This is a genomic window from Streptomyces sp. NPDC031479 (genome assembly GCF_055581065.1).
The window spans coordinates 25,556-44,434 of sequence record NZ_JBVIKC010000053.1 but is presented as its reverse complement, the minus strand read 5'-3'; the positions used below and the strand labels follow the sequence as shown (position 1 = coordinate 44,434).

The window sequence follows — 18,879 nt, the reverse complement described above, 5'->3', positions numbered from 1 at the left end:
CGGATCATCCGCCGTCCCGTCCCGCGGCGACGCGCCCCATCGTCAGGGCCAGCCGCCGCACCCGCCGCCAGTCCATCGGCGGCGCGGCGTGCGCCACGCCGGGCCGGTTGCGGGGCACCCGCACGCGCAGGGCGCCGGGTTCGATGCGGCAGCGCACCGGGGTGGGCAGCGAGAGGGCCTCGCCGTCGACGCCGACCGCGACGACGGGAGCGTCGGAGTCCACGACGACCTCGCGGGCGGTGGTCTCGGTCAGCCCGCGGCCCTGGCTGCCGCGCAGCAGGAGCTCCGTGGCCTCGGCGGCGTTGCCGACGCCCACGCACAGCACGCCGAGCTCGCCGGAGTCCAGCCGCTCCCGGCGTCCCAGCCCCGCCGAGTCGCCCCTCTGGTAGGGGTTGTTGCTCACCAGTACGGCCTGGGGTGCGTCCGCCGTCAGCGGACCGGCACGGACGCTCAGCCGGGCGCCGCTCTGGTGGGTCAGCAGGTCGGGCAGCATCTCCAGGATGGTGCGGGCCTTGTCGTCGCGGTAGGCGGGGCTCTGGACGACTTCCGCGTACACGCCGAACGAGGCGTTGTTGATGAAGACGCGCCCCGGACTCCCGTCCGCGGGCTCTCCGGCGTGGATGCGTCCGAGGTCGATGCGCAGTTCCACTCCGTCGGTCAGCGCCTCCAGGCAGGTGGACGGGTCCTGCCGGTCCAGGCCCAGGTCCATGGCGAAGTGGTTGCGGGTGCCGGCGCTGATCACCATGAAGGGGAGGTCGTGCTCCGCGGCCACGTCGGCGACCAGGGCCTGCGTACCGTCGCCGCCCGCGACGCCGAGGAGGTCGGCCCCGCCCGCGACGGCCCGCCGGGCGAGCTCGGCCACGTCCTCCTGCCGGTCCGGATCCAGGACGACGACCTCGGCGCCCAGGGCCCTGGCCCGCTCCGCGAGCCGGAACTTCCCGACCTTCCCGCCGCCCGAGCGCGGATTCATGATCAGGAACGGGCGCCCGGCCGGGCCGACGGACCGCTCCGGCATGCCCGGCGGGGAGTCCTCGGTCAGCGCGGTCCGGCCGGCGAGGACGGCCAGCGCCCACAGGCCGAGCGAGACCAGCACGACCCACAGCAGCCCGGCGGAGGCGTACAGGACCAGGACGGTGAGCGGCGCGGCGACCATGAGCACCACGGCCAGTGCCCTGATCCAGCCGGTGTGGGTGAGCGTCCACCAGGCACCGGCGGCGGTCAGTACCAGGCCCGCCCCCGCGGCTCCCATGAGCAGGAGGCTCGCGGGCCCGGCGAAGACGACCAGCACCGCGACCGCGGCCACGCCCGCCGCCAGGGCCAGACGCGCCGCCCAGCGCCTGTTCATGGGGCTGCCTCCCATCGCACCACCGCGCACCGTCCGGACACCCGGCCGGTGCGACCCGGGCGGGCCGGTTCCCCGCGGACGCGGACGTCGGCGGGGATCCACTTCAGCGTACGAGCGGCCACCGTGCGCGGCACGTCCGTGGCGGGGCACTTCACCGGGTCGCCCGAGCGCGAACGGCCCCGTCGGGGGGCGGCGAACAGGCGTTCCACGCCCTACGATCGGCCCCATGTCGCTTCGCCGTACGTTACGCATGCTCATGGTCCTCGCCCTGACCCTGACCGGCCTGGCAGGCGGTGCCTCGGGCGCCGCGTCGGCCCGGGAGAACGGCTCGCCGACGGGCCGGCAACTGCTCTACTACAACCACGCCTACGGGGTCCTCGACCGGGAAACCGCCGATGCGATCGAGCACTCGGCCTATCTGCGGGACTTCGCCGATTTCCAGGTCCGCACCACCACCGGCTCGGGCGGGGAGACCTGGACCGGCCGCTACCTGATGGGACGCGAGACGTACCTCGAACTGTTCGGCGTCGGTGACGTCCCCGGCCAGGACGGGACGCTCGGCGCCGGCGGGCTGGGGATCTCGGCCGAGACCGCCGGGGACCTCGCCACGGTGAAGCAGCGCCTGCGCGACCTGGGCGTCACCGACCCCGTCTCCTTCCGCCAGACCCGCGACTTCGGAGACGGTGTCCCGGTCCCGTGGTTCGACGCAGTCTTCACCACCGACCGGTACGACGCCTTCGGGGCCTGGGGCATGGAGTACCTGCCGGAGTACTTCGCCGACCCGCGCGGCCACACCGAGCCGGCCTCCCGCCCGGGTGACGTCGGCCGTGAGCGGTACCTGTCCGACGGCTACCGCGACCACCTGATGCGGGACGTGACCTCGATCCGCCTCGCGGTCACCGCGCGCGACCTGGCCAACACGGTGCCGCTGCTGCAGGCGGGCGGGTTCGCCGTCCGGGAGGCAGCGGGCGGCGGCGTCGTGGCGCAGGGCGGCGGCACCACCATCCGGCTGGACTCCGTCGCCCGCGAGCAGGCCGGGCTGCGCCAGGTGGAGATGTCCCTCAACCACCCGGTGGCCTACCGCCACGTGGAGCGCATCGGTCACTCGACCCTCGTCGTCGGCCCCGGCACGCGTGCCGTGTGGACGTTCGGCGACGTCGGGTAGGGCTGCGGGCGGGCGTGGCGGGCGCCGTTCCCCGCCCGCCCCGTGGGAAGCCCCGGCCCCACTCCGGGAGGGGCCGGGCCGGTCCCTACTGCCAGTCCTCGTCCCAGGGCGGGTCCATCTCGTCCAGGTCGAAGGGCGGCTCGTCGGCATCGGGTGCCGACGACCGCGGCGCCGGCGCCGACGCGGGTGCCGGGTCGGCCGGGACGGAGGCGGTATCGGCACCGCCACCGCCACCGGCGCATTCCGCGAGGGTGGCGAGGACCCCCTCCGCGTACTTGGTGAGCTTGGCCTCGCCGACTCCGCCGACGGTGCCCAGTTCCTCCACGGTGGTGGGCAGCCGCGTCGCGATCTCGCGCAGGGTCGCGTCGTGGAAGACCACGTACGCCGGTACGCCCTGCTCGCGCGCCGTCGCGGCCCGCCAGGCCCGCAGGGCCAGGAACACCGGTTCGGCCGCGGCGGGCAGGTCGACCGGTACGCGGGCGCCCTTCCCGGAGCGCGCGCCGGACTCCTTGCGGGAAGGGGCGGCGACCGCCTTCTCCTTCCGCAGCGGGACGCTGCGGCGGCCTCCCAGGACCTCGCCGCTCTCGTCCGTGAGGACCAGCGTGCCGTAGTCGCCCTCGACGGCCAGCAGGCGCTGCGCCAGGAGCTGGCGGACCACGCCGCGCCACTCGGCGGTGCTCAGGTCGGCCCCGACGCCGAACACCGACAGCCCGTCGTGGTCGAACTGGATGACCTTGGCCGTCTTCTTGCCCTGGAGGATGTCGATGATCTGCCCGGCGCCGAACTTCTGGCGCCGTTCCTTCGCCAGCCGCCACACCGTGGACAGCAGCTTCTGCGCCGCGACCGTCCCGTCCCAGGACTCGGCGGGCGTCAGACAGGTGTCGCAGTTGCCGCAGGGCTCGCCCGGCTGCCCGAAGTACTCCAGCAGCCGCACGCGCCGGCAGTCGACCGTCTCGCACAGGGCGAGCATGGCGTCCAGGTGCATGCCGAGCGAACGGCGGTGCGCCTCGTCGCCCTCGGAGCCCTCGATCAGCTTGCGCTGCTGGACCACGTCCTGCAGGCCGTACGCCAGCCACGCCGTGGCCGGTTCCCCGTCGCGGCCGGCGCGGCCGGTCTCCTGGTAGTAGCCCTCGACGGACTTCGGCAGGTCGAGGTGGGCCACGAAGCGCACGTCGGGCTTGTCGATGCCCATGCCGAAGGCGATCGTCGCCACGACCACGATCCCGTCCTCCCGCAGGAAGCGCGCCTGGTTCGCGGCGCGCGCCCGGGAGTCCATGCCCGCGTGGTAGGCGACGGCCTCGACGCCCTGCTCCACCAGGAAGGCAGCCGTCTTCTCCACCGACGCCCGCGAGAGGCAGTAGACGACTCCCGCGTCCCCCTCGTGCTCCGTCCTGATCAGCTCCAGCAGCTGCTTGAGCGGGTTGTTCTTCGGGGCGATGCGGTACTGGATGTTCGGCCGGTCGAAGCTGGCGACGAAGTGCCGGGCCTCGTCCAGGCCGAGGCGGGCCACGATCTCGGCGTGGGTGGCCCGGGTGGCCGTCGCGGTGAGCGCGATCCGGGGCACCTTCGGCCACCGCTCGTGCAGCATCGACAGCGCGAGGTAGTCGGGCCGGAAGTCGTGGCCCCACTGGGCGACGCAGTGGGCCTCGTCGATCGCGAAGAGGGAGACCCTGCCCCGGTCCAGGAGCCGCTGCGTGCCCTCGGTGCGCAGCCGCTCGGGAGCCAGGTACAGCAGGTCCAGCTCGTCGGCGAGGAAGGCCTGCTCGACGGCCTGCCGCTCGTACGGGTCCTGCGTCGAGTTGAGGAATCCGGCCCGTACCCCGAGTGCGGTGAGCGCGTTCACCTGGTCCTGCATCAGGGCGATGAGCGGCGAGATCACGACGCCCGTGCCCTCTCTGACGAGCGCCGGGATCTGGTAGCAGAGCGACTTGCCGCCGCCGGTCGGCATCAGCACGAGTGCGTCACCGCCGCCGACGACCTGCTCGATGATCTCCTGCTGCTCACCGCGGAAGGAGCCGTATCCGAAGACGCGGTGCAGCACCTCCAGTGCAGGGGAGGTCTCGGGGGAAGCGTCCGTAAGGGCCATCCACGAAGCCTATCGGCAGCCGCCGACACCCCGGCCCCACCGGCGGGAGCCTGTGGACAACCGGGGGCCGGGGCTCTCGGCGCCTTCCTCACGGCCGCGCGGCCCGTCTTCACGCGCCCTTGACGGCGGTGCGGGTGGCCCGCCGCGCCGCCGAGGGCAGGATGGAAGGGGGGATGGGGAGGGCGGGCGAACAGGAGGCACGACATGTCCGGCTACCGACTCCGCGACCCCGCCGCACTGCTCGCGGCGCTCGTGGTCCCCTTCCTCGTCGCGCTGGCGCTCACACCGCTCCGGAGCGACCTGTCGGCGACGAACGCGGCTCTGGTGCTCGTCGTCGCGGTGGTCACGGTCGCCGCCGCCGGGACGCGGGCGGCGGGGGCGGTGGCCGCCCTCTCGGCGGCCGCCTGGTTCGACTTCTTCCTCACCGCGCCCTACGGGCGGTTCGCCATCACGGGCCACGGCGACGTCGTGACGGCGGCGCTGCTGCTGGTCGTCGGCCTGATCGTCTCGCAGTCGGCGGTGCGCGGGCGCCGGCTGCGCTCGGCCGTGGCGACGGACGCCGCACAACTGTCGAGCCTGTGGAGGTCCGCCCGGCTGGCGGAGTCCGGTGGTTTCCCGGACACGGCGGTCCAGTACGTGGGCCGGGAGCTGACCGGCCTGCTGGGGCTGCGCGGCTGCCGCTTCGAGTACGGGACCCTGATGGGGCACCTGCCGCGGCTGGAACACGACGGCGGCGTGTGGTGGCGCCGCGGGGACCGCGTGACGGAGTACGCGGACTGGCCGGACGGCGAGACCGAGCTGCGGGTGGTCGGCGGCGGCCACTACTACGGGCGCTTCCTCCTCGACCCGCCCCCCGGCCGCCGGCTGCCCGCGGAACAGGACCGCCTCGTGGCGGTCGCGCTGGCCGCGCAGGCCGGGGCGGCCCTGGACACGGCGGGCCTTTCGGCAGGTCACCAGTAGTGACGGCGACCGCCGACGGCGTGACCGACCGAACCGAGGATCCACAGCACCGCACCCACCACGAGCAGGATGATCCCCAGGGTCCACAGGATGGAGATGCCGGTCAGGAAGCCGATGAGCAGGAGAATCAATCCGATGACGATCATGGTGTCCCTCGTCTTCCGGTAGGGAGGCGGTGCGCTGCGCGATCCGCCGGAGTGTGACTCCCGGCGTCTACCCGCCGATCGCGATCCCACCGGTTTCGGACCCGCCCGATTTCAGAGCGGTTCCACGTCCAGGAAGGCGGCGAGCGCGGATTCCGCGGTGTCCGGCGGGTTTCCGGGGGCGCCGGGGAGGGACTGCTCCGCCCAGATGACCTTGCCCTCCGGGGTGTAGCGGGTCCCCCAGTGCTCGCTGAGCTGGGCCACGAGGAAGAGTCCTCGTCCGCCCTCGTCGGTGGTGGCGGCGTAGCGCAGGTGGGGGGCGGTGCTGCTCCCGTCCCACACCTCGCAGGTCAGGGCGTGGTCGTACAGGAGCCGGACGCGCACCGGCCCGGAGCCGTGCCGCAGGGCGTTGGTGATCAGCTCGCTGAGGATCAGTTCCGTGGCGAAGCCCAGCTCGGACAGGCCCCAGGCGTCGAGCTGGCGGGCGGCGGCGTTGCGTACGGTGCCCACCTCGCTCGGTTCCAGCGGCACCTCCCACTGGGCGACGCGGTCGGCGCCGAGGGTGCGCGTGCGCGCGATGAGCAGGGCCACGTCGTCGGTCGGGCGGGCCGGCAGCAGCCGGTCGAGGACGGCCCGGCAGCTCTCCTGCGGGTCCCGGTCCGGATGGCTGAGGGCGGCGCGCAGCAGCTCCAGCCCCTCGCCGATGTCCCGGGTCCGCTCCTCGACGAGCCCGTCGGTGTACAGGACCAGCTGGCTGCCCTCCGCGAGATGCAGCTCGGCGGTCTCGAAGGGCATCCCGCCCAGTCCGAGCGGGGGCCCGGCCGGCAGCTCCACGAACTCGGTCCGGCCGTCGGGGGCGACCAGGAGGGGCGGCAGGTGTCCGGCCCGCGCCACCGTGCACAGCCGGGAGACCGGGTCGTAGACGGCGTACAGGCAGGTCGCGCCGAGTACGCCGCCGCCCGGGTCGGCGGCGTCGTCCGCGTCGTGGTCGATGCGCTGCACGAGGTCGTCCAGGCGGGCGAGGATCTCCTCGGGCGGCAGGTCGAGGGAGGAGAAGTTGTGGACCGCCGTGCGCAGGCGGCCCATGGTGGCCGCGGCGTGCAGGCCGTGGCCGACGACGTCCCCGACGACGAGGGCGACCCGGCTGCCGGACAGCGGGATCACGTCGAACCAGTCCCCGCCCACCCCCGACTGCGCGGGCAGGTAGAAGTGCGCCACGTCGACGGCGCTCTGCTCGGGCAGGGCGCGGGGCAGCAGGCTGGTCTGGAGGGTCACGGCGAGGGCGTGTTCGCGGGTGTAGCGGCGGGCGTTGTCCATGCTGACGGCCGCGCGGGCGACGAGTTCCTCGGCCAGGGACAGCTCGTCCTCGTCGAAGGGCTCGGGCTTCTGGGAGCGCCAGAAGTTCACCACGCCCAGGACGACGCCCCGGGCGGTGAGGGGTGCGGCGATCAGCGAGTGGATCCCGAAGTCGACGATGGCCTGGGCGCGCGGCGGGTCCTGGGCGTGCCAGCCGGGAGCGTCGGAGAGGTCCGGCACGAGCTCCGCCTCGCCGGTGCCGTAGCCGCGCGCCTGGGGGGTGGAGGGCAGGAAGTCGATCAGCCGGCCGCGGGGGTAGAGGGGGTGGTCGGAGCGGATGCCGCTGACCGCCGTGCGCCGCATGTCGGCCCCCGGGCCGGGTTCGTCCCCGTCGAGCACGGAGTCGGCGAGGTCGACCGTGACGTAGTCCGCGAACCGGGGGACGGCGACGGCGGCGAGTTCCTCGGACGTGCGGACCACGTCGAGGGTGGTGCCGATGTCGACGCCCGCGTCGTAGAGCAGCTTCAGGCGCCTGCGGGCGGTCTCGGCCCGGCTGGTGAGGATCCGCATCTCGGTGGAGTCGCGGATGGTGACCGCGCTGCCCTCGGCCCGGCCGCGGGTGTGGGTGGGGCGCTGGTTGACGACGAGCAGCCGGTCCCCGGCCTCCAGTACCTCGTCGGTGGCCACCCGGCCGGACAGCAGCAGGTCGGACATCCGGCGGTCCAGACCCGGGACGTCGCCGATGTAGCGTCCCTCGGCGCCCTCGGGCAGTCCGAGGAGCCGTTTGGCCTCGTCGTTGGCCAGCAGCAGCCGCCCGTCGCCGTCGGTGATCACGACACCCTCGCGGACGGCGTGGAGCACCGCGTCGTGGTGCTCGTACATCCGGGTCATCTCGTGCGTGCCGAGGCCGTGGGTCTGGCGGCGCAGCCGTCTGCTGATCAGGGCCGTGCCCCCGGTGGCCAGGGCCAGGCCGGTCGCGATGGCGAGGAGGATGACGGGGAGCTGGCGGTCGACGACCCCGCTCACGTTCTTGACGGTCAGGCCCGCCGACACCAGGCCCACGACCTTGCCGTCGGCGGCCTTGACCGGGACCACCGCCTGGATCTCCCGGCCGAGCGGGCCGTTGACGCTCTCGGTGTAGGTGTGCCCGGCGAGGGAGGGCGCGATGGTGCCGACGAAACGTTTGCCGATGCGGTCCGGCTTGGGGTGGGAGTAGCGGATGCCGTTGGTGTCCATCACCACGATGAAGTCGACGCCGGCGTCCTTGCGCGTCGACTCCGCGAGGGGCTGCAGGATCGTGGACGGGTGGGGGGTCTTCAGGGCCCCCTGGAGCCCGAGGGAGTGGGCAAAGGTTTCCGCGACGGCCACCGACCGGTTGCGCGCCTCCCGGTCGACGTCGTGGCGCGACTGCAGCAGCAGGGCGATGAGCGCTGCGGTCGCGAGCAACACCACGATCGCCACCTGAAGGACGAATACCTGTCCGGCGACGCTCCGGAAGCGCTTGCCTACGGGTGACCGCACCGACGTGCCCGGCGCGGGTGGCGGCGAGGAAGGGTCACGAACCCAGTTGTAGCACTTCCGGATGCCCACGGCCCCCGACGGGCGCGAAATGCGTCCCGCCGGTCACGCGCCGTGTCGCGGCGCGTACGGGCGGGCAGGGCCGCTACCGCCGGGCGGAGGCGGCGTCGAGGGCCAGGGCGGTCGGCGCCTGCGAGGTCTGCGGGGCCGCGGTGGTCTGCGGGGTCTGCGGGTCGCAGGTGACCTCGTTGCGCGGGGTGTAGTGGGTCTTGAAGTCCTCGTGCCGGACGGTGCGGCCGCCCTGGACGAAGTCGCGTCCGACCTGGACGTCGAAGCCCTCCAGGGGGGTCTGGACCTCGCAGGTCGGCCCGCTGCCCGTGATCTTGGTGGGCGGGGTGACCTGGGTGCGCGGCCCCTTGGTCGCCTTGATCTCGTCGTACTTCTTCGTGCCGAGCAGGGTGATGGTCAGCGAGGTGTCGGTGGAGTGGGCCTGCACGTAGAGGGCGTGCCCGGTGTCGTTGACCCAGCGCAGGTCGAGGCTGCCCCAGGCGACGGTGGCCTCGCGGCCCTCGGGGTAGCGCTCGATGTAGAACGAGTGCGCGCCGTGTTCGACGAGCTTGACGCCGCCGAAGAAGGCCGCGTTGTACATGGTGGTGGCGACGGCGGAGACCCCGCCCCCGGGCGACTTCACGTACCGGCCGTCGTTGATCATGATGCCGTCGACGAAGCCGTTCTCCTTCGTGCGCTCGCCGACGGTGCGGTTGAAGCTCCACTCCTCGCCCGGCATGACGACGGAGCCGTTGATGAGCTCCACGGCGCGGCCGATGTTGGTGGTGCGGTAGGGGGCGGCGGGGAACTGGACGGTGAAGGAGGAGACCTTCTCCTTGATCCCGAGCCGCGCGGCCCCGGCGCTCGTGAGGTCGGGCTGGACCTCCTCGGTGGCGACCTCGCCGCTGCGGCCCGCGCCCGTGCCGGTGAGCAGGGGCAGCACGGCGCGTCCGAGGGCCGCCTGGGTGACCTGGTGGCCGGGGCGGCTGTCGGTGTCCACGGCCACGCGGCCGGCGGCGTCGAGGCCGAGCACGGCGTCGCGCGGGGCCCGTACGGCCCGCTCCACGGGCCGGGCGACGGCGGGGTCGGCGAGCAGGCCCTTGGAGTCGAGGGCCGGTACGAGACGGCCCTGGGTGTCCGGGTTCATCGTGAGGTGCTCGCCGAGGACGGCGGGGGTGATCGGTATCCGCTTCCCGGCGACGGCGACCGTCACCGGCCCGGACATCGCGGGCCGCGCGAAGGCCTCCAGGGCCCGGTTGGTCTCCTCGGCCCCGACGTGCGGCTCCCGGCGCTCGACCGGCATCACGACGGGGTCGGTGGAGCCGGCGAGGTAGGCGGCGCGGAGGGTGTCGAGGGCCCGGTCCTCGATCAGGTCGATGCCCGGCCGCGCGGCGACGGCCTTGACCGCGCCCTTGTCGAAAGTGATCGACCCGTCGCGGACCTGCTGGCGGGTGCTCTCGTCCAGTCGTCCGAGGGCGGCCCGGGCGGCGGGCTCGTCGACCCGGATCACGGGCTCGATGTCGCGCTCACTGGAGGTGAAGAGCCTGCCGATGACGGTGACCGGGTCGTGGCCGGTGCGGGCGGCGAGGTCGACGGTCGCCCCGGTGTCGAGGGAGAGGCCCAGCGCGGCCGGGTCGGCCTTCTCCACGCGGTCGCCGATCTTCATGGCCACGGGCGCCGCCGCGCCGGGTCCGAGCGCCCGGTCGAGCGCCTGGCGGGCCTCGGCACGGCTCATGCCGCCGATGTCCACGCCCCGCACCCGGGTCCCCTGTTCGATGTCGCCGCCGGTCACGAGTCCGGTGACGTAGAGGCCGCCCAAACCGAGTACGGCGGCTCCGCCCACCAGCGGCAGAGCGATCCGCCAGTTGCCCGTCCTGTTGCCCGCGCGTGCCATGTCACTCCCTGGGGCGCCGACCGGCAGACGGTGGGCGCTGGGCCGCGGCAGCGGCCCGTAGATGACGATTACCGAACCCTCATGATTGACCGAAATGGGTGATTTAGGGGCAACATGTAATGGTTCTCACGCACACGAAAAGGCGCCCGCCCGAGCGGGAAGCTCGGGCGGGCGCCTTCTCGTGCGGGTCGGAACCGATCAGACGACCGGGACCGGGTAGGTCGGGTACTCGACGCCCGAGACGTGCTGGACGACCCGGATGACCTGGCAGGAGTAGCCGAACTCGTTGTCGTACCAGAGGTAGAGGATGGCGTTGTCGCCGTCGACCTTGGTGGCGCCGGCGTCGACGATCGAGGAGTGGCGCGAGCCGACGAAGTCCATGGAGACGGCGTCGGGGGCCGTGGTGAAGTCGATCTGGCGCTTGAGCGGCGAGTGCAGCGAGACGTCGCGGAGGTAGTCGAGGACCTCCTCGCGCGTGGTCTCACGGCCCAGGCGCAGGCTGAGGATGGCGATCGAGACGTCCGGGACGGGGACGCGGATCGAGCTGCCGGTGATCGGCGCCTTGAGGTCCGGCAGCGCCTTGGCGACGGCCGAGGCGGCACCGGTCTCGGTGATGACCATGTTCAGCGGCGCGGAGCGGCCGCGGCGGTCGGCCTTGTGGTAGTTGTCCAGCAGGTTCTGGTCGTTCGTGAACGAGTGGACGGTCTCCACGTGGCCGCGCAGCACGCCGTACTCGTCGTCCATGGCCTTCAGCGGCGGAACGATCGCGTTGGTGGTGCAGGAGGCGCAGGACAGGATCTGCTCGTCCGGCTTGATGGTGTCGTGGTTGACGCCGTGGACGATGTTCGGGACGTCGCCCTTGCCCGGAGCGGTCAGGACGACCTTGTCGATACCGGGGCGCAGGTGCTTGGAGAGCCCCTCGCGGTCGCGCCACTTGCCGGTGTTGTCGATGAGGATGGCGTCCTTGATGCCGTACGCCGTGTAGTCGACCTCGGACGGGTCGTTGGCGTAGATCACCTTGATGGTGTTGCCGTTGGCGACGATCGTGCTCGTCGCCTCGTCCACGGTGATGGTGCCCTGGAACTGGCCGTGGATGGAGTCGCGGCGCAGCAGCGAGGCGCGCTTGACGAGGTCCGCCTCGCCACCGCCGCGCACGACGATGGCGCGCAGGCGCAGGCCGTTGCCGGAGCCGGCCTTCTCGATCAGCAGGCGGGCGACGAGGCGGCCGATGCGGCCGAAGCCGTAGAGGACGACGTCGCGGCCGGCGCCGCGCTCGATCTTGTTCTCACCGGTGGCACCGGCGACGGCCTCGGCGGTGAAGGCCTCGACCGACAGGCCGCGGTCGTCGGCCTTGTACTCCGAGGCGAGCATGCCGATGTCGATCTGGGAGGGGCCCAGGTCCAGCGTGGTGAGCGCCAGGAGGAACGGCAGCGTCTCGGTGACCGAGAGCTCCCCGCCGGCGATCTGCCGGGCGAAGCGGTGGGTCTTGAGGATGCTGACGACCGACTTGTTCACCAGGGAGCGGCTGTGCAGCAGGATCGTCACGTCCCGCTCGCGGTGCAGCTTCCCGATGATCGGGATCATCGACTCCGCGATCTCTTCGCGGTTCTTCCAGTTGGTGAACGAGTCCTCGTTGACAGTCACAGATCCATCTTTCGAGCTAGGCAGCGCTCATATGCTAACCCCTAGGAAATTTGATCATTTCTGCGGTCCCGTCCATGCGCCTGTTGACCTGATCTGATCTGTTTTGGCCGAACGCCGTTGAACACCGCCGAACACCGTTACCCGACGGTCCGCGGCGCCGGACGGCCCAGTGGCAGCAGGTACTGCAGGGGCTGGTCCAGGTCGTCCAGACCGAGCAGTTCGTGGGCCAGGTCGTCGTGGAAACCGCCCAGCGTGGTGCCGCCCAGGCCCAGGGCCGAGGCCGTCAGGAGCAGGGTCTGGGCCAGATGGCCGGTCTCCAGCAGGGCCAGGCGCAGGGCGCGCAGCCCGTAGCGCCGCCGCAGCACGCCGAGGTCCGCGTAGAGGCCGAGCACCACGGGCACCTCGTCGACGCCGATCCAGTCCGGATCCGTCGCGGGACGGGAGGTGTACGTCGACAGCGGCTTGAGCTCGTCCGCCGTCGGCGCGGGCCCGATCCGGCGCAGGGTCCGGCGTTCCGGCACGCACGCGTACGTGCCGGGTTCGACCCCCGCCACGTCCAGCACCAGCAGCCGCACCCCGGCCGTGTACAGGGCTCCCGCGCTCGGGTACGGCCGGTGGACGAAGGGGCGCGGCGTGCCGTCCGCGAGGGGCTGCACGCTGCGGCTGCTCTCGGCCAGGGCGTGCCAGAGCAGGGAGCCCAGGGTGGGGGCGTCCAGCGGCCCCGTGAGGCGCCCCCGCCGGGAGGCCCGGTCGGCCAGTACGGAACGCAGCGAGACCTCCGGCAGGGGGGCCGCGGGCAGGGCCGTCTCGGGCAGGGACACCGGCGGCGGCGCCGGGGCCGGGGCCTGCCGCAGCGCGGCGTCCTCGTTGCGGCCGATGTGGACCTTGCTGCGCTCCAGGTACTGCAGGTCGGCGGCGGTGTGGCCGGCCGGGAAGTAGTCGGGCTCCCCGTCCGTCTCCAGCAGGGTCCGGCCGGCCAGCCGGCACACGGCCCGCTCCTCGTCGGGGGTGACCCCGAGCCGGTTGAACAGCATGTGGAGCTGCGAGCCCCAGACCCAGGCCGCGGTCTCCTCGGAGAGGCCCGCCCCGGCCCCCCGCGCACCGTCGGCGGCGCGCAGCCGGGCGTCGGCCTCGCGGACCCGGTCCGTCCAGCGGGTGAGCCAGGGCGCGGCCGTACCGGCGCCGAGCCGCTCCCGCAGGGCTTCGGCGCGCCGGGCCAGGCCGGTGCGCTGGGCGGCGTGCACGGCGTTGACCCGGGCGTGCACGGAGGCGCCGGGCAGCAGCGGCGTCTGCGTGACCCAGCGCCAGCCCGCGGCGTGCCGGCGCAGCCAGCGCGCCGCCGTGCGGCGGTCCATGCCGAGCGCGTACGCCGTCGCGTGCGCCAGGTCCGCCGCACGGGTCAGCCGGGCCGCGTCCGCGCCCTCGTCGGGTAGGTCCCGCAGGGCGTCCAGCACGGCCCGGGTGGAGTCCGCGAAGACCTCCTCGGCGACCGGCAGCGCGCGCGGACCGCCGTAGCGGTCGGTCTCGGGCACGTACGGCACGGCGCGGACCTCCCCGTGGCGGGACGGCCACGGGCCGGGCACCGCGGGCACCTCCCGGGCCGCGTCGGCCAGGTCCCGCGGGAGCGCCTCGGCGGCCCTCCCGCTCAGGCCGCGCACCCGGATCCGTACGTGGGGGCCGTCCTCCCCGTACCGGATGAAGAACCACCGGGCGGCCTCCCCCGAGGCGACGAGGCCGTCGAGGAGCGGGGCCGCGGACCGGAGCAGGAAGGCGTCGGTGTCGGACGTCCCGGAGTGCAGGAAGAGGTGGTGGCTGTGCCAGGTGTCGGTGGTCGTCACGTGCGGTCCTCGGGTGTCAGGGGAAGGGGTGGGGATGGACCGCGAGGTCCTCGTGGCGCAGCGGGCGCGGGGTGCGGCCCAGTCGGTACGGCACCTCCAGCAGCCGGGGCAGGCCCCGGGTGCGGCGGTTGACGTGCCCGAAGGTCATCGGCAGCGAGCCGGGAACGACGGCCTTCACGCAGTGCAGGCCCAGCCCGGCGCGCAGGCCCGGCTCGCTCTGGTCGACCGCGATCACCTCCAGTCCGGCCCGCCCCAGCCGGTCCACGGTGGCGCCGAGCAGCGTGGAGAGGTCACCGACCGGCTCGGGCGCCCCCGGCCAGGCTTCGGCGACGGTCACGCGCGGTGTGTCGGCGAAGAGGAACTCCAGGCGGGGGGCCGCCTCGGGGAGCGTGTTGAGACCGACGTGGTCGTCGAGGGTGACGACCAGTTCGGGCCGGTCCAGCATGGGCCGCAGCCGCGCCGGATCGCGCGGGCCGCCCGCGGCGGCGGCGCGCTGCGGCGCCTCCAGGACGTTGGTGACGACCTCGGCCACCGCCGACCGGATCGCCGCGCGGGGATCGTGGTGCGCGCCCGCCGCCAGGAACACGCGGGGAGCGTCCGGGTGGGAGCCGGTGTAGCGGCAGACGGCGACGACGGCGGGGATGCCGAAGTCGTTCGTGGCGTCGAGCAGGACGAGGCGGTAGCCGGCGACGGCCGCCCGGTCCGCGAGCAGGAGCGTGTCGAGGTCGTCCGGCGGCGGTTCGACGCGGCGCAGCGGGGTGGCCGCGTACCAGGCCATCAGGAACGCGTCGCGTTCGGCGACTTCGAACAGGCCGTAGAGGGCGGCTTCCTCGGGGCTGTTGCCCAGTCCGCAGCCGTTGGAGGACTCGTACACCACGCGCGGGCCGCGGTCGGCGCCGCCGGGGACGTCCCAGTACGCGACGTGTTCGGGCACGGCCGTGGTCCGCCGCCGGGTGAGCGACCAGCCGTGCACCCAGTCGAGGGCGAGGCCGGGCGTGTACGGGACCGTCGGAGAGGCCGGGTGCCCGTGGTGGGCGGGATCGGGCAGGCCGAGCCGTCGCGGGTCCACGGCGCGGTCGGGGCCGAGGGCGGCGAAGGGGGCCCGCAGGGCGGTGCGTCGGCCGGTGGGGCGCATCCCCGCGTAGCGCTCGGCGCTCTCGAACAGCGCGATGCGTTCGCTGCCGGGGAAGTCCCGGGCCCTGCCGTAGCCGCCGTCCTCGACGGGCCTGCCGTCCGTCACGAAGGCACCGGTGAGGGAGAAGGCGGAGTCCTCGGCGCGGAGCAGGCGGCGGACCGGGCCGAAGCGCTCGTCGTACAGGGCCGCCCGCAACCGGTCGGCATCGGTGCGGGGGTTGGGGGCGCGCAGGACGTACGGGTCCGGGAGCGGGCGGGGCGCCGCGGGCAGCGGGGCCGCCGCGGCCGGGGAGTCGGCGGGCAGCGGGTGGCAGACCGTACAGCCGCCCACCGGGCGGACGCGGTGGGTGGACCAGGTGCCGCGGCCCTGGTGGAGCAGGTGCACGACGGCGGTGTCCTCCTCCGCTCCCTCCCGCGGGGCGTCCAGCAGCTCCCGCGCGAGGGCCACCGCCGCCTCGGCGAGGGCCGGTGACGGTACGCCGGCCAGCGCGAGTTCCCCGCTCCGCCAGGGGACCCGGCCCCCGGCGGTGGCCAGTCGCTGGTACTCGGCGCAGCACAGGCAGGCGGCCGCGCCGGGCCGCAGCACCGGGCCGACGACGGCGACCGCCCCGTCGAAGCGCACCGGCGCCAGGGCCACGGGGTGGTGCAGGGCGTGCCGGCTCAGTTCCTCGGCGAGGCCCAGGGTCCACTTGGTCAGCAGCACCACGGCCTCTCCGGCGGTGGCGGCGAGGGCGGAGCCGGCGTCGAGCGGCGGCGCGGCGGTCACGGTGCCTCCTCCGGGCGGTCCAGGACGGTGAATCCGAACGCCCGCAGCAGGGCGGTGAGTTCCCCGTCGGAGGCGGGCCGGGGCGGGCCCGTCAGCCGGCCCAGGGCCTCCTGGAAGGCGCCCTCGCGCCCGGCCGTGTCGGCGAGCCACCGGCCGGTCCACCCCGGCTCCTCCCACCCGACCGCCGGGGCGCCCTCGACGGCCAGCCCGGCACCGGCCGCACCGGCCCCGCAGGCCCCGCCGACCCCGCCGGCCGGGGTGCGGCCCGCCGCCGGGTCGGTGACCGCGGCGGCCGACACCGCGGCGACGGCGGACAGCGCGGCGCAGGCCGCAGCGTCGCCGGGGGTCGCCTCGACGGCGTCGCCGAGCGGGGTGGATCCGTCCGGGCCGGTCCGGTGGACGACGGCCCGGTACACCTCCTCGCCGGGAGCGACCCGGAACACGTGCAGGCGGGCGGGCACGGCGAGACGGGCCGTCAGGGTGGTCCACCAGTGGCGGGCCTGCGGATGTCCGGACCACCGCTGCGACGCCACCGGCGTCCGCCCCCCGCCCGTCCCGAAACGGCGGGCGGCCTCCGCGCGCAGGGCCCGGCCGCGGGCGTGCCCGGGATTGGCGCCCACGGTGGAGCCCGGCCGGCCCAGGGCCAGTTCGGCCGCCCGGCAGAACACCTCCAGGCGGGCCAGGTCCAGCCGCGGCGCACCCCCGATCAGCGTCGCCCCGGGCAGGTGCGGGGCGGTGCCGGGCGCGGCGCAGGAGGCGAGGGGGACCGGCAGCTGCGGCAGGTCCGCCGGGCCGGGGTCGGGCAGCACCCCGCAGCGCTCGTCGCCGAGGGCCGCCACGCGGCGCAGGGCCTCGCGCAGGGTGGTGGCGGGTGCGAGGGCCGCGCCGGAGGGGCGGGGCCCGGCCCAGGTGCGGTACTCGGCGCGCGGCGGACGGGCGTCGACGAGGAGCACCGCGGGGAGCCCGGGCAGCAGCCGGTCGTCGTCCCCCTCGGCGGCCGGGTCGGGCAGGCCGGCCACCGCGCACAGCAGCCGGTGCGCGGCGGCGCCGCCGAGCAGGGCGGCCGTCGCCCCTCCCCCGCCGGAGGCGTCCCGGCCCCGATCCGTACCCGCCGGGACCGCGTCGGCCGGGAAGGCGGTGCGGTCCCCGCCGGAAGTACCCGGAGCCGGGCGTTCTGCCAGGCGGTTCTCCAGGGCCGTCGCCATGACGGCCGTGGCGGAGGTGGTGTCCGGGGAGGTGACGTAGCCGGTCGGGGCGGGCAGGGCAGCCGCGAGGGCGTGGGTGACGCCGTCGGGGTGGTGGGCGCGGAGGTGGATCCGGCCCTCGGGCAGACCGGCGTCGCGGGTGTAGGTGACGGGCAGTCCGCTCTGTTCGAGCGCCCGGCCCGCGGCCCTGGCCAGAGGGGCGTCGACGGCGGCGGCCACCACCTCGGCGCGTGTCACGGCGAGCGCGGCCGCCGCGTCGGCGGGCCGGTCGGCGCTCACGGCGAGCCACGGCCCGACCGGACCCGGATCGCGCGCGGGTGTCGGCGGCCCGGTGACGAGCAGGTCGTGCGCCTCCAGTTGGGCGACGACCGCGTCCACCGCCGTCCGCACCGGGGAGCCCGGATCCAGGCCGTCGAGGAGCGCGTCGAGTCCGCCCGTGCGCAGGGGCTGCTCCAGCGAGCGCCACAGCGCGGGCAGCGCGGCGCTGCCCTCCAGGGTGACGCTCCCCCGCCGGCCCCGCAGGTGCAGTCCGTCGCGCAGCGGCGTCACGGCGGTGCCGGGCCGCAGCCGGCGTCCGGTGCCCGTCATGCCCCGCGCTCCACGGCCGCGACGGCCGCGCCGACCTCGGCGCGCCAGTCGCAGCCGGTCAGGGCGGGCACGGCGCGGACGACGAGGTGGGCCGCCAGGTACCGCTCCAGCGGGCGGACGTCGCAGAGGGCGAACAGCCGGTACAGGGCATTGGTGCAGGCCCGGTGTACGAGGTAGTCGGGGCGGTGCCACATCGTGCCCCGCGGGTCGGAGCGGCTCAGCAGCCGGTGGAACTCGCTGTACCGGGTGCGGACGTCGTGGTCCCAGCGCTCCCGCGCCGCCGTGTCCCCGGTGGCGGCGGCCCGGTCCCGGTAGGCGCGCGGGTCGCCGTGCAGGTCGGCGCCGGCGTCGTGGCGGCTCCGGGCCAGCCGCCAGGCTCCGGCCGAGAAGTCCGCCCACTCCCGTTCCCAGCCCTGCGCGCCGCCGTCGGCGAGCCTCCCGACGAGGGCGGTCACGGTCTCGCCGGCCCGCTCCGCGTGCTGCTCGAAGCGGGCCCGCACGCGGCCGTCCGGGTCGTCGTGGACGAAGAAGTCCTCCAGGTGGGAGACGTACGAGTAGTGGGCGCCGGCCAGGCCGCCGGGGTGGGCGGCGGCATGCGCGGCGAGGCCGGTCACCGCGAGCCGGAGCCGGGCCCCGGAGCCGTCGCCGCCTTCCCCGAGGAAGGCGGCGCCCGCCCGCAGCGCGGGGAGGCCGGCCCGCAGCAGGTCCTCGCGCAGGGCGGCGCCGTCGTCACCGAGGAGGGCGCGCAGCGGGGTGCGGTCGACGGCCTCGACACGGACGGTGTTGTCGGGGGCGATGGGCCCGTAGGGCGGGGGGACGAGTTCGGCGCGTCCGGCCTCGGCCGCCAGGCGCAGCAGTTCGGACTCCGTCAGGTCCGTGTGCGAGGGGTGCGCGCGGAGCCAGGCGCGGACGCGCCGGGCGGCGGCCCAGGCGGCGGCCTCCACCCGGGCGGGCGGGCCCTGGATGCGCAGCCGCAGGTGGGGGCCGTGCAGCCAGTGCCGCTCGACGTGGGCCGCCAGGCCGTCGGCGGTGCAGGAGGCGGCCAGCGGCAGCAGCACCTCGCGCAGCAGGGGTGCCTTGACCGGGTGGTGGTGGAAGGCGACGACGTCGCGCGCGCCGCCGCCGCCGTGGCCGGTGACGTCGTGGCCGGTGTCGTTGCCGTCGTGGCCGTTTTCGTCGTGGCCGGTGTCGTTGTCGAGGTGCGGTGCCGTCGGCACGGGCCCTTCCTCCCCTTCCCCTTCGGCTGCCT

Annotated in this window: 12 protein-coding genes; 2 read left to right on the top strand and 10 right to left on the bottom strand. The window is 74.8% G+C overall.

Features of this window, described 5'->3' with window-relative positions:
* Window positions 1–4: 4 nt before the first annotated feature.
* Window positions 5–1,345: a diacylglycerol/lipid kinase family protein gene (locus ACZ5D2_RS35425; RefSeq protein WP_371679911.1), complete on the bottom strand. Its 1,341-nt coding sequence runs from the start codon at window positions 1,343–1,345 to the stop codon at window positions 5–7.
* A 250-nt stretch (window positions 1,346–1,595) separates the two neighbouring features.
* Here ACZ5D2_RS35425 and ACZ5D2_RS35420 point away from each other — a divergent pair, with 250 nt between their 5' ends.
* On the top strand, window positions 1,596–2,510 hold the full coding sequence (locus ACZ5D2_RS35420) for a DUF5829 family protein (protein WP_371679910.1): 915 nt from the start codon (window positions 1,596–1,598) through the stop codon (window positions 2,508–2,510).
* 85 nt (window positions 2,511–2,595) lie between these two features.
* Here ACZ5D2_RS35420 and recQ read toward each other — a convergent pair whose 3' ends face one another.
* Window positions 2,596–4,596, bottom strand: coding sequence for a DNA helicase RecQ (recQ, locus tag ACZ5D2_RS35415; RefSeq protein WP_468935206.1), 2,001 nt, complete (start codon window positions 4,594–4,596; stop codon window positions 2,596–2,598).
* 204 nt (window positions 4,597–4,800) lie between these two features.
* Between recQ and ACZ5D2_RS35410 the strand changes: the two genes are divergently transcribed.
* A complete protein-coding gene (locus tag ACZ5D2_RS35410) occupies window positions 4,801–5,556 on the top strand; it encodes a DUF4118 domain-containing protein (protein WP_371679908.1) in 756 nt (251 codons plus the stop codon).
* On the opposite strand, the gene ACZ5D2_RS35405 is transcribed toward ACZ5D2_RS35410, so the two are convergent.
* The 8 genes from ACZ5D2_RS35405 to ACZ5D2_RS35370 form a co-directional block, all read right to left on the bottom strand.
* A complete protein-coding gene (locus ACZ5D2_RS35405) occupies window positions 5,547–5,702 on the bottom strand; it encodes a DUF6131 family protein (protein WP_371679907.1) in 156 nt (51 codons plus the stop codon). The two genes, ACZ5D2_RS35410 and ACZ5D2_RS35405, sit on opposite strands and share 10 nt — an antisense overlap.
* Window positions 5,703–5,813: 111 nt before the next feature.
* Window positions 5,814–8,516, bottom strand: a complete 2,703-nt coding sequence (locus ACZ5D2_RS35400) for a SpoIIE family protein phosphatase (RefSeq protein WP_371679906.1) — start codon at window positions 8,514–8,516, stop codon at window positions 5,814–5,816.
* A 142-nt stretch (window positions 8,517–8,658) separates the two neighbouring features.
* On the bottom strand, window positions 8,659–10,455 hold the full coding sequence (locus tag ACZ5D2_RS35395) for a VanW family protein (protein ID WP_371679905.1): 1,797 nt from the start codon (window positions 10,453–10,455) through the stop codon (window positions 8,659–8,661).
* A 198-nt stretch (window positions 10,456–10,653) separates the two neighbouring features.
* Window positions 10,654–12,099 carry a glyceraldehyde-3-phosphate dehydrogenase gene (locus ACZ5D2_RS35390; RefSeq protein ID WP_280915513.1) on the bottom strand — a complete coding sequence of 482 codons (1,446 nt, stop codon included), beginning with the start codon at window positions 12,097–12,099 and terminating at the stop codon, window positions 10,654–10,656.
* Between the two features lie 137 nt (window positions 12,100–12,236).
* Complete coding sequence (locus ACZ5D2_RS35385; protein WP_371679904.1) at window positions 12,237–13,937, bottom strand: thiopeptide-type bacteriocin biosynthesis protein; 1,701 nt, start codon at window positions 13,935–13,937, stop codon at window positions 12,237–12,239.
* A gap of 16 nt (window positions 13,938–13,953) precedes the next feature.
* Window positions 13,954–15,837: a TOMM precursor leader peptide-binding protein gene (locus ACZ5D2_RS35380; protein WP_371679903.1), complete on the bottom strand. Its 1,884-nt coding sequence runs from the start codon at window positions 15,835–15,837 to the stop codon at window positions 13,954–13,956.
* Window positions 15,834–17,630, bottom strand: coding sequence for a hypothetical protein (locus ACZ5D2_RS35375; RefSeq protein WP_468935197.1), 1,797 nt, complete (start codon window positions 17,628–17,630; stop codon window positions 15,834–15,836). The genes ACZ5D2_RS35380 and ACZ5D2_RS35375 overlap by 4 nt, the downstream gene beginning before the upstream one ends.
* Window positions 17,627–18,847 (bottom strand): lantibiotic dehydratase C-terminal domain-containing protein, encoded by a 1,221-nt coding sequence (locus ACZ5D2_RS35370; protein ID WP_371679901.1) that lies wholly within the window; start codon window positions 18,845–18,847, stop codon window positions 17,627–17,629. Before ACZ5D2_RS35370 ends, ACZ5D2_RS35375 begins: the two co-directional genes overlap by 4 nt.
* Window positions 18,848–18,879 lie beyond the last annotated feature (32 nt).

Coding starts and splice junctions, on each gene's coding strand:
- ACZ5D2_RS35425 (WP_371679911.1), bottom strand. CDS start 1,345: ATGAACAGGCGCTGGGCGGCGCGTCTGGCCCTGGCGGCGGGCGTGGCC.
- ACZ5D2_RS35420 (WP_371679910.1), top strand. CDS start 1,596: ATGCTCATGGTCCTCGCCCTGACCCTGACCGGCCTGGCAGGCGGTGCC.
- recQ (WP_468935206.1), bottom strand. CDS start 4,596: ATGGCCCTTACGGACGCTTCCCCCGAGACCTCCCCTGCACTGGAGGTG.
- ACZ5D2_RS35410 (WP_371679908.1), top strand. CDS start 4,801: ATGTCCGGCTACCGACTCCGCGACCCCGCCGCACTGCTCGCGGCGCTC.
- ACZ5D2_RS35405 (WP_371679907.1), bottom strand. CDS start 5,702: ATGATCGTCATCGGATTGATTCTCCTGCTCATCGGCTTCCTGACCGGC.
- ACZ5D2_RS35395 (WP_371679905.1), bottom strand. CDS start 10,455: ATGGCACGCGCGGGCAACAGGACGGGCAACTGGCGGATCGCTCTGCCG.
- ACZ5D2_RS35375 (WP_468935197.1), bottom strand. CDS start 17,630: ATGACGGGCACCGGACGCCGGCTGCGGCCCGGCACCGCCGTGACGCCG.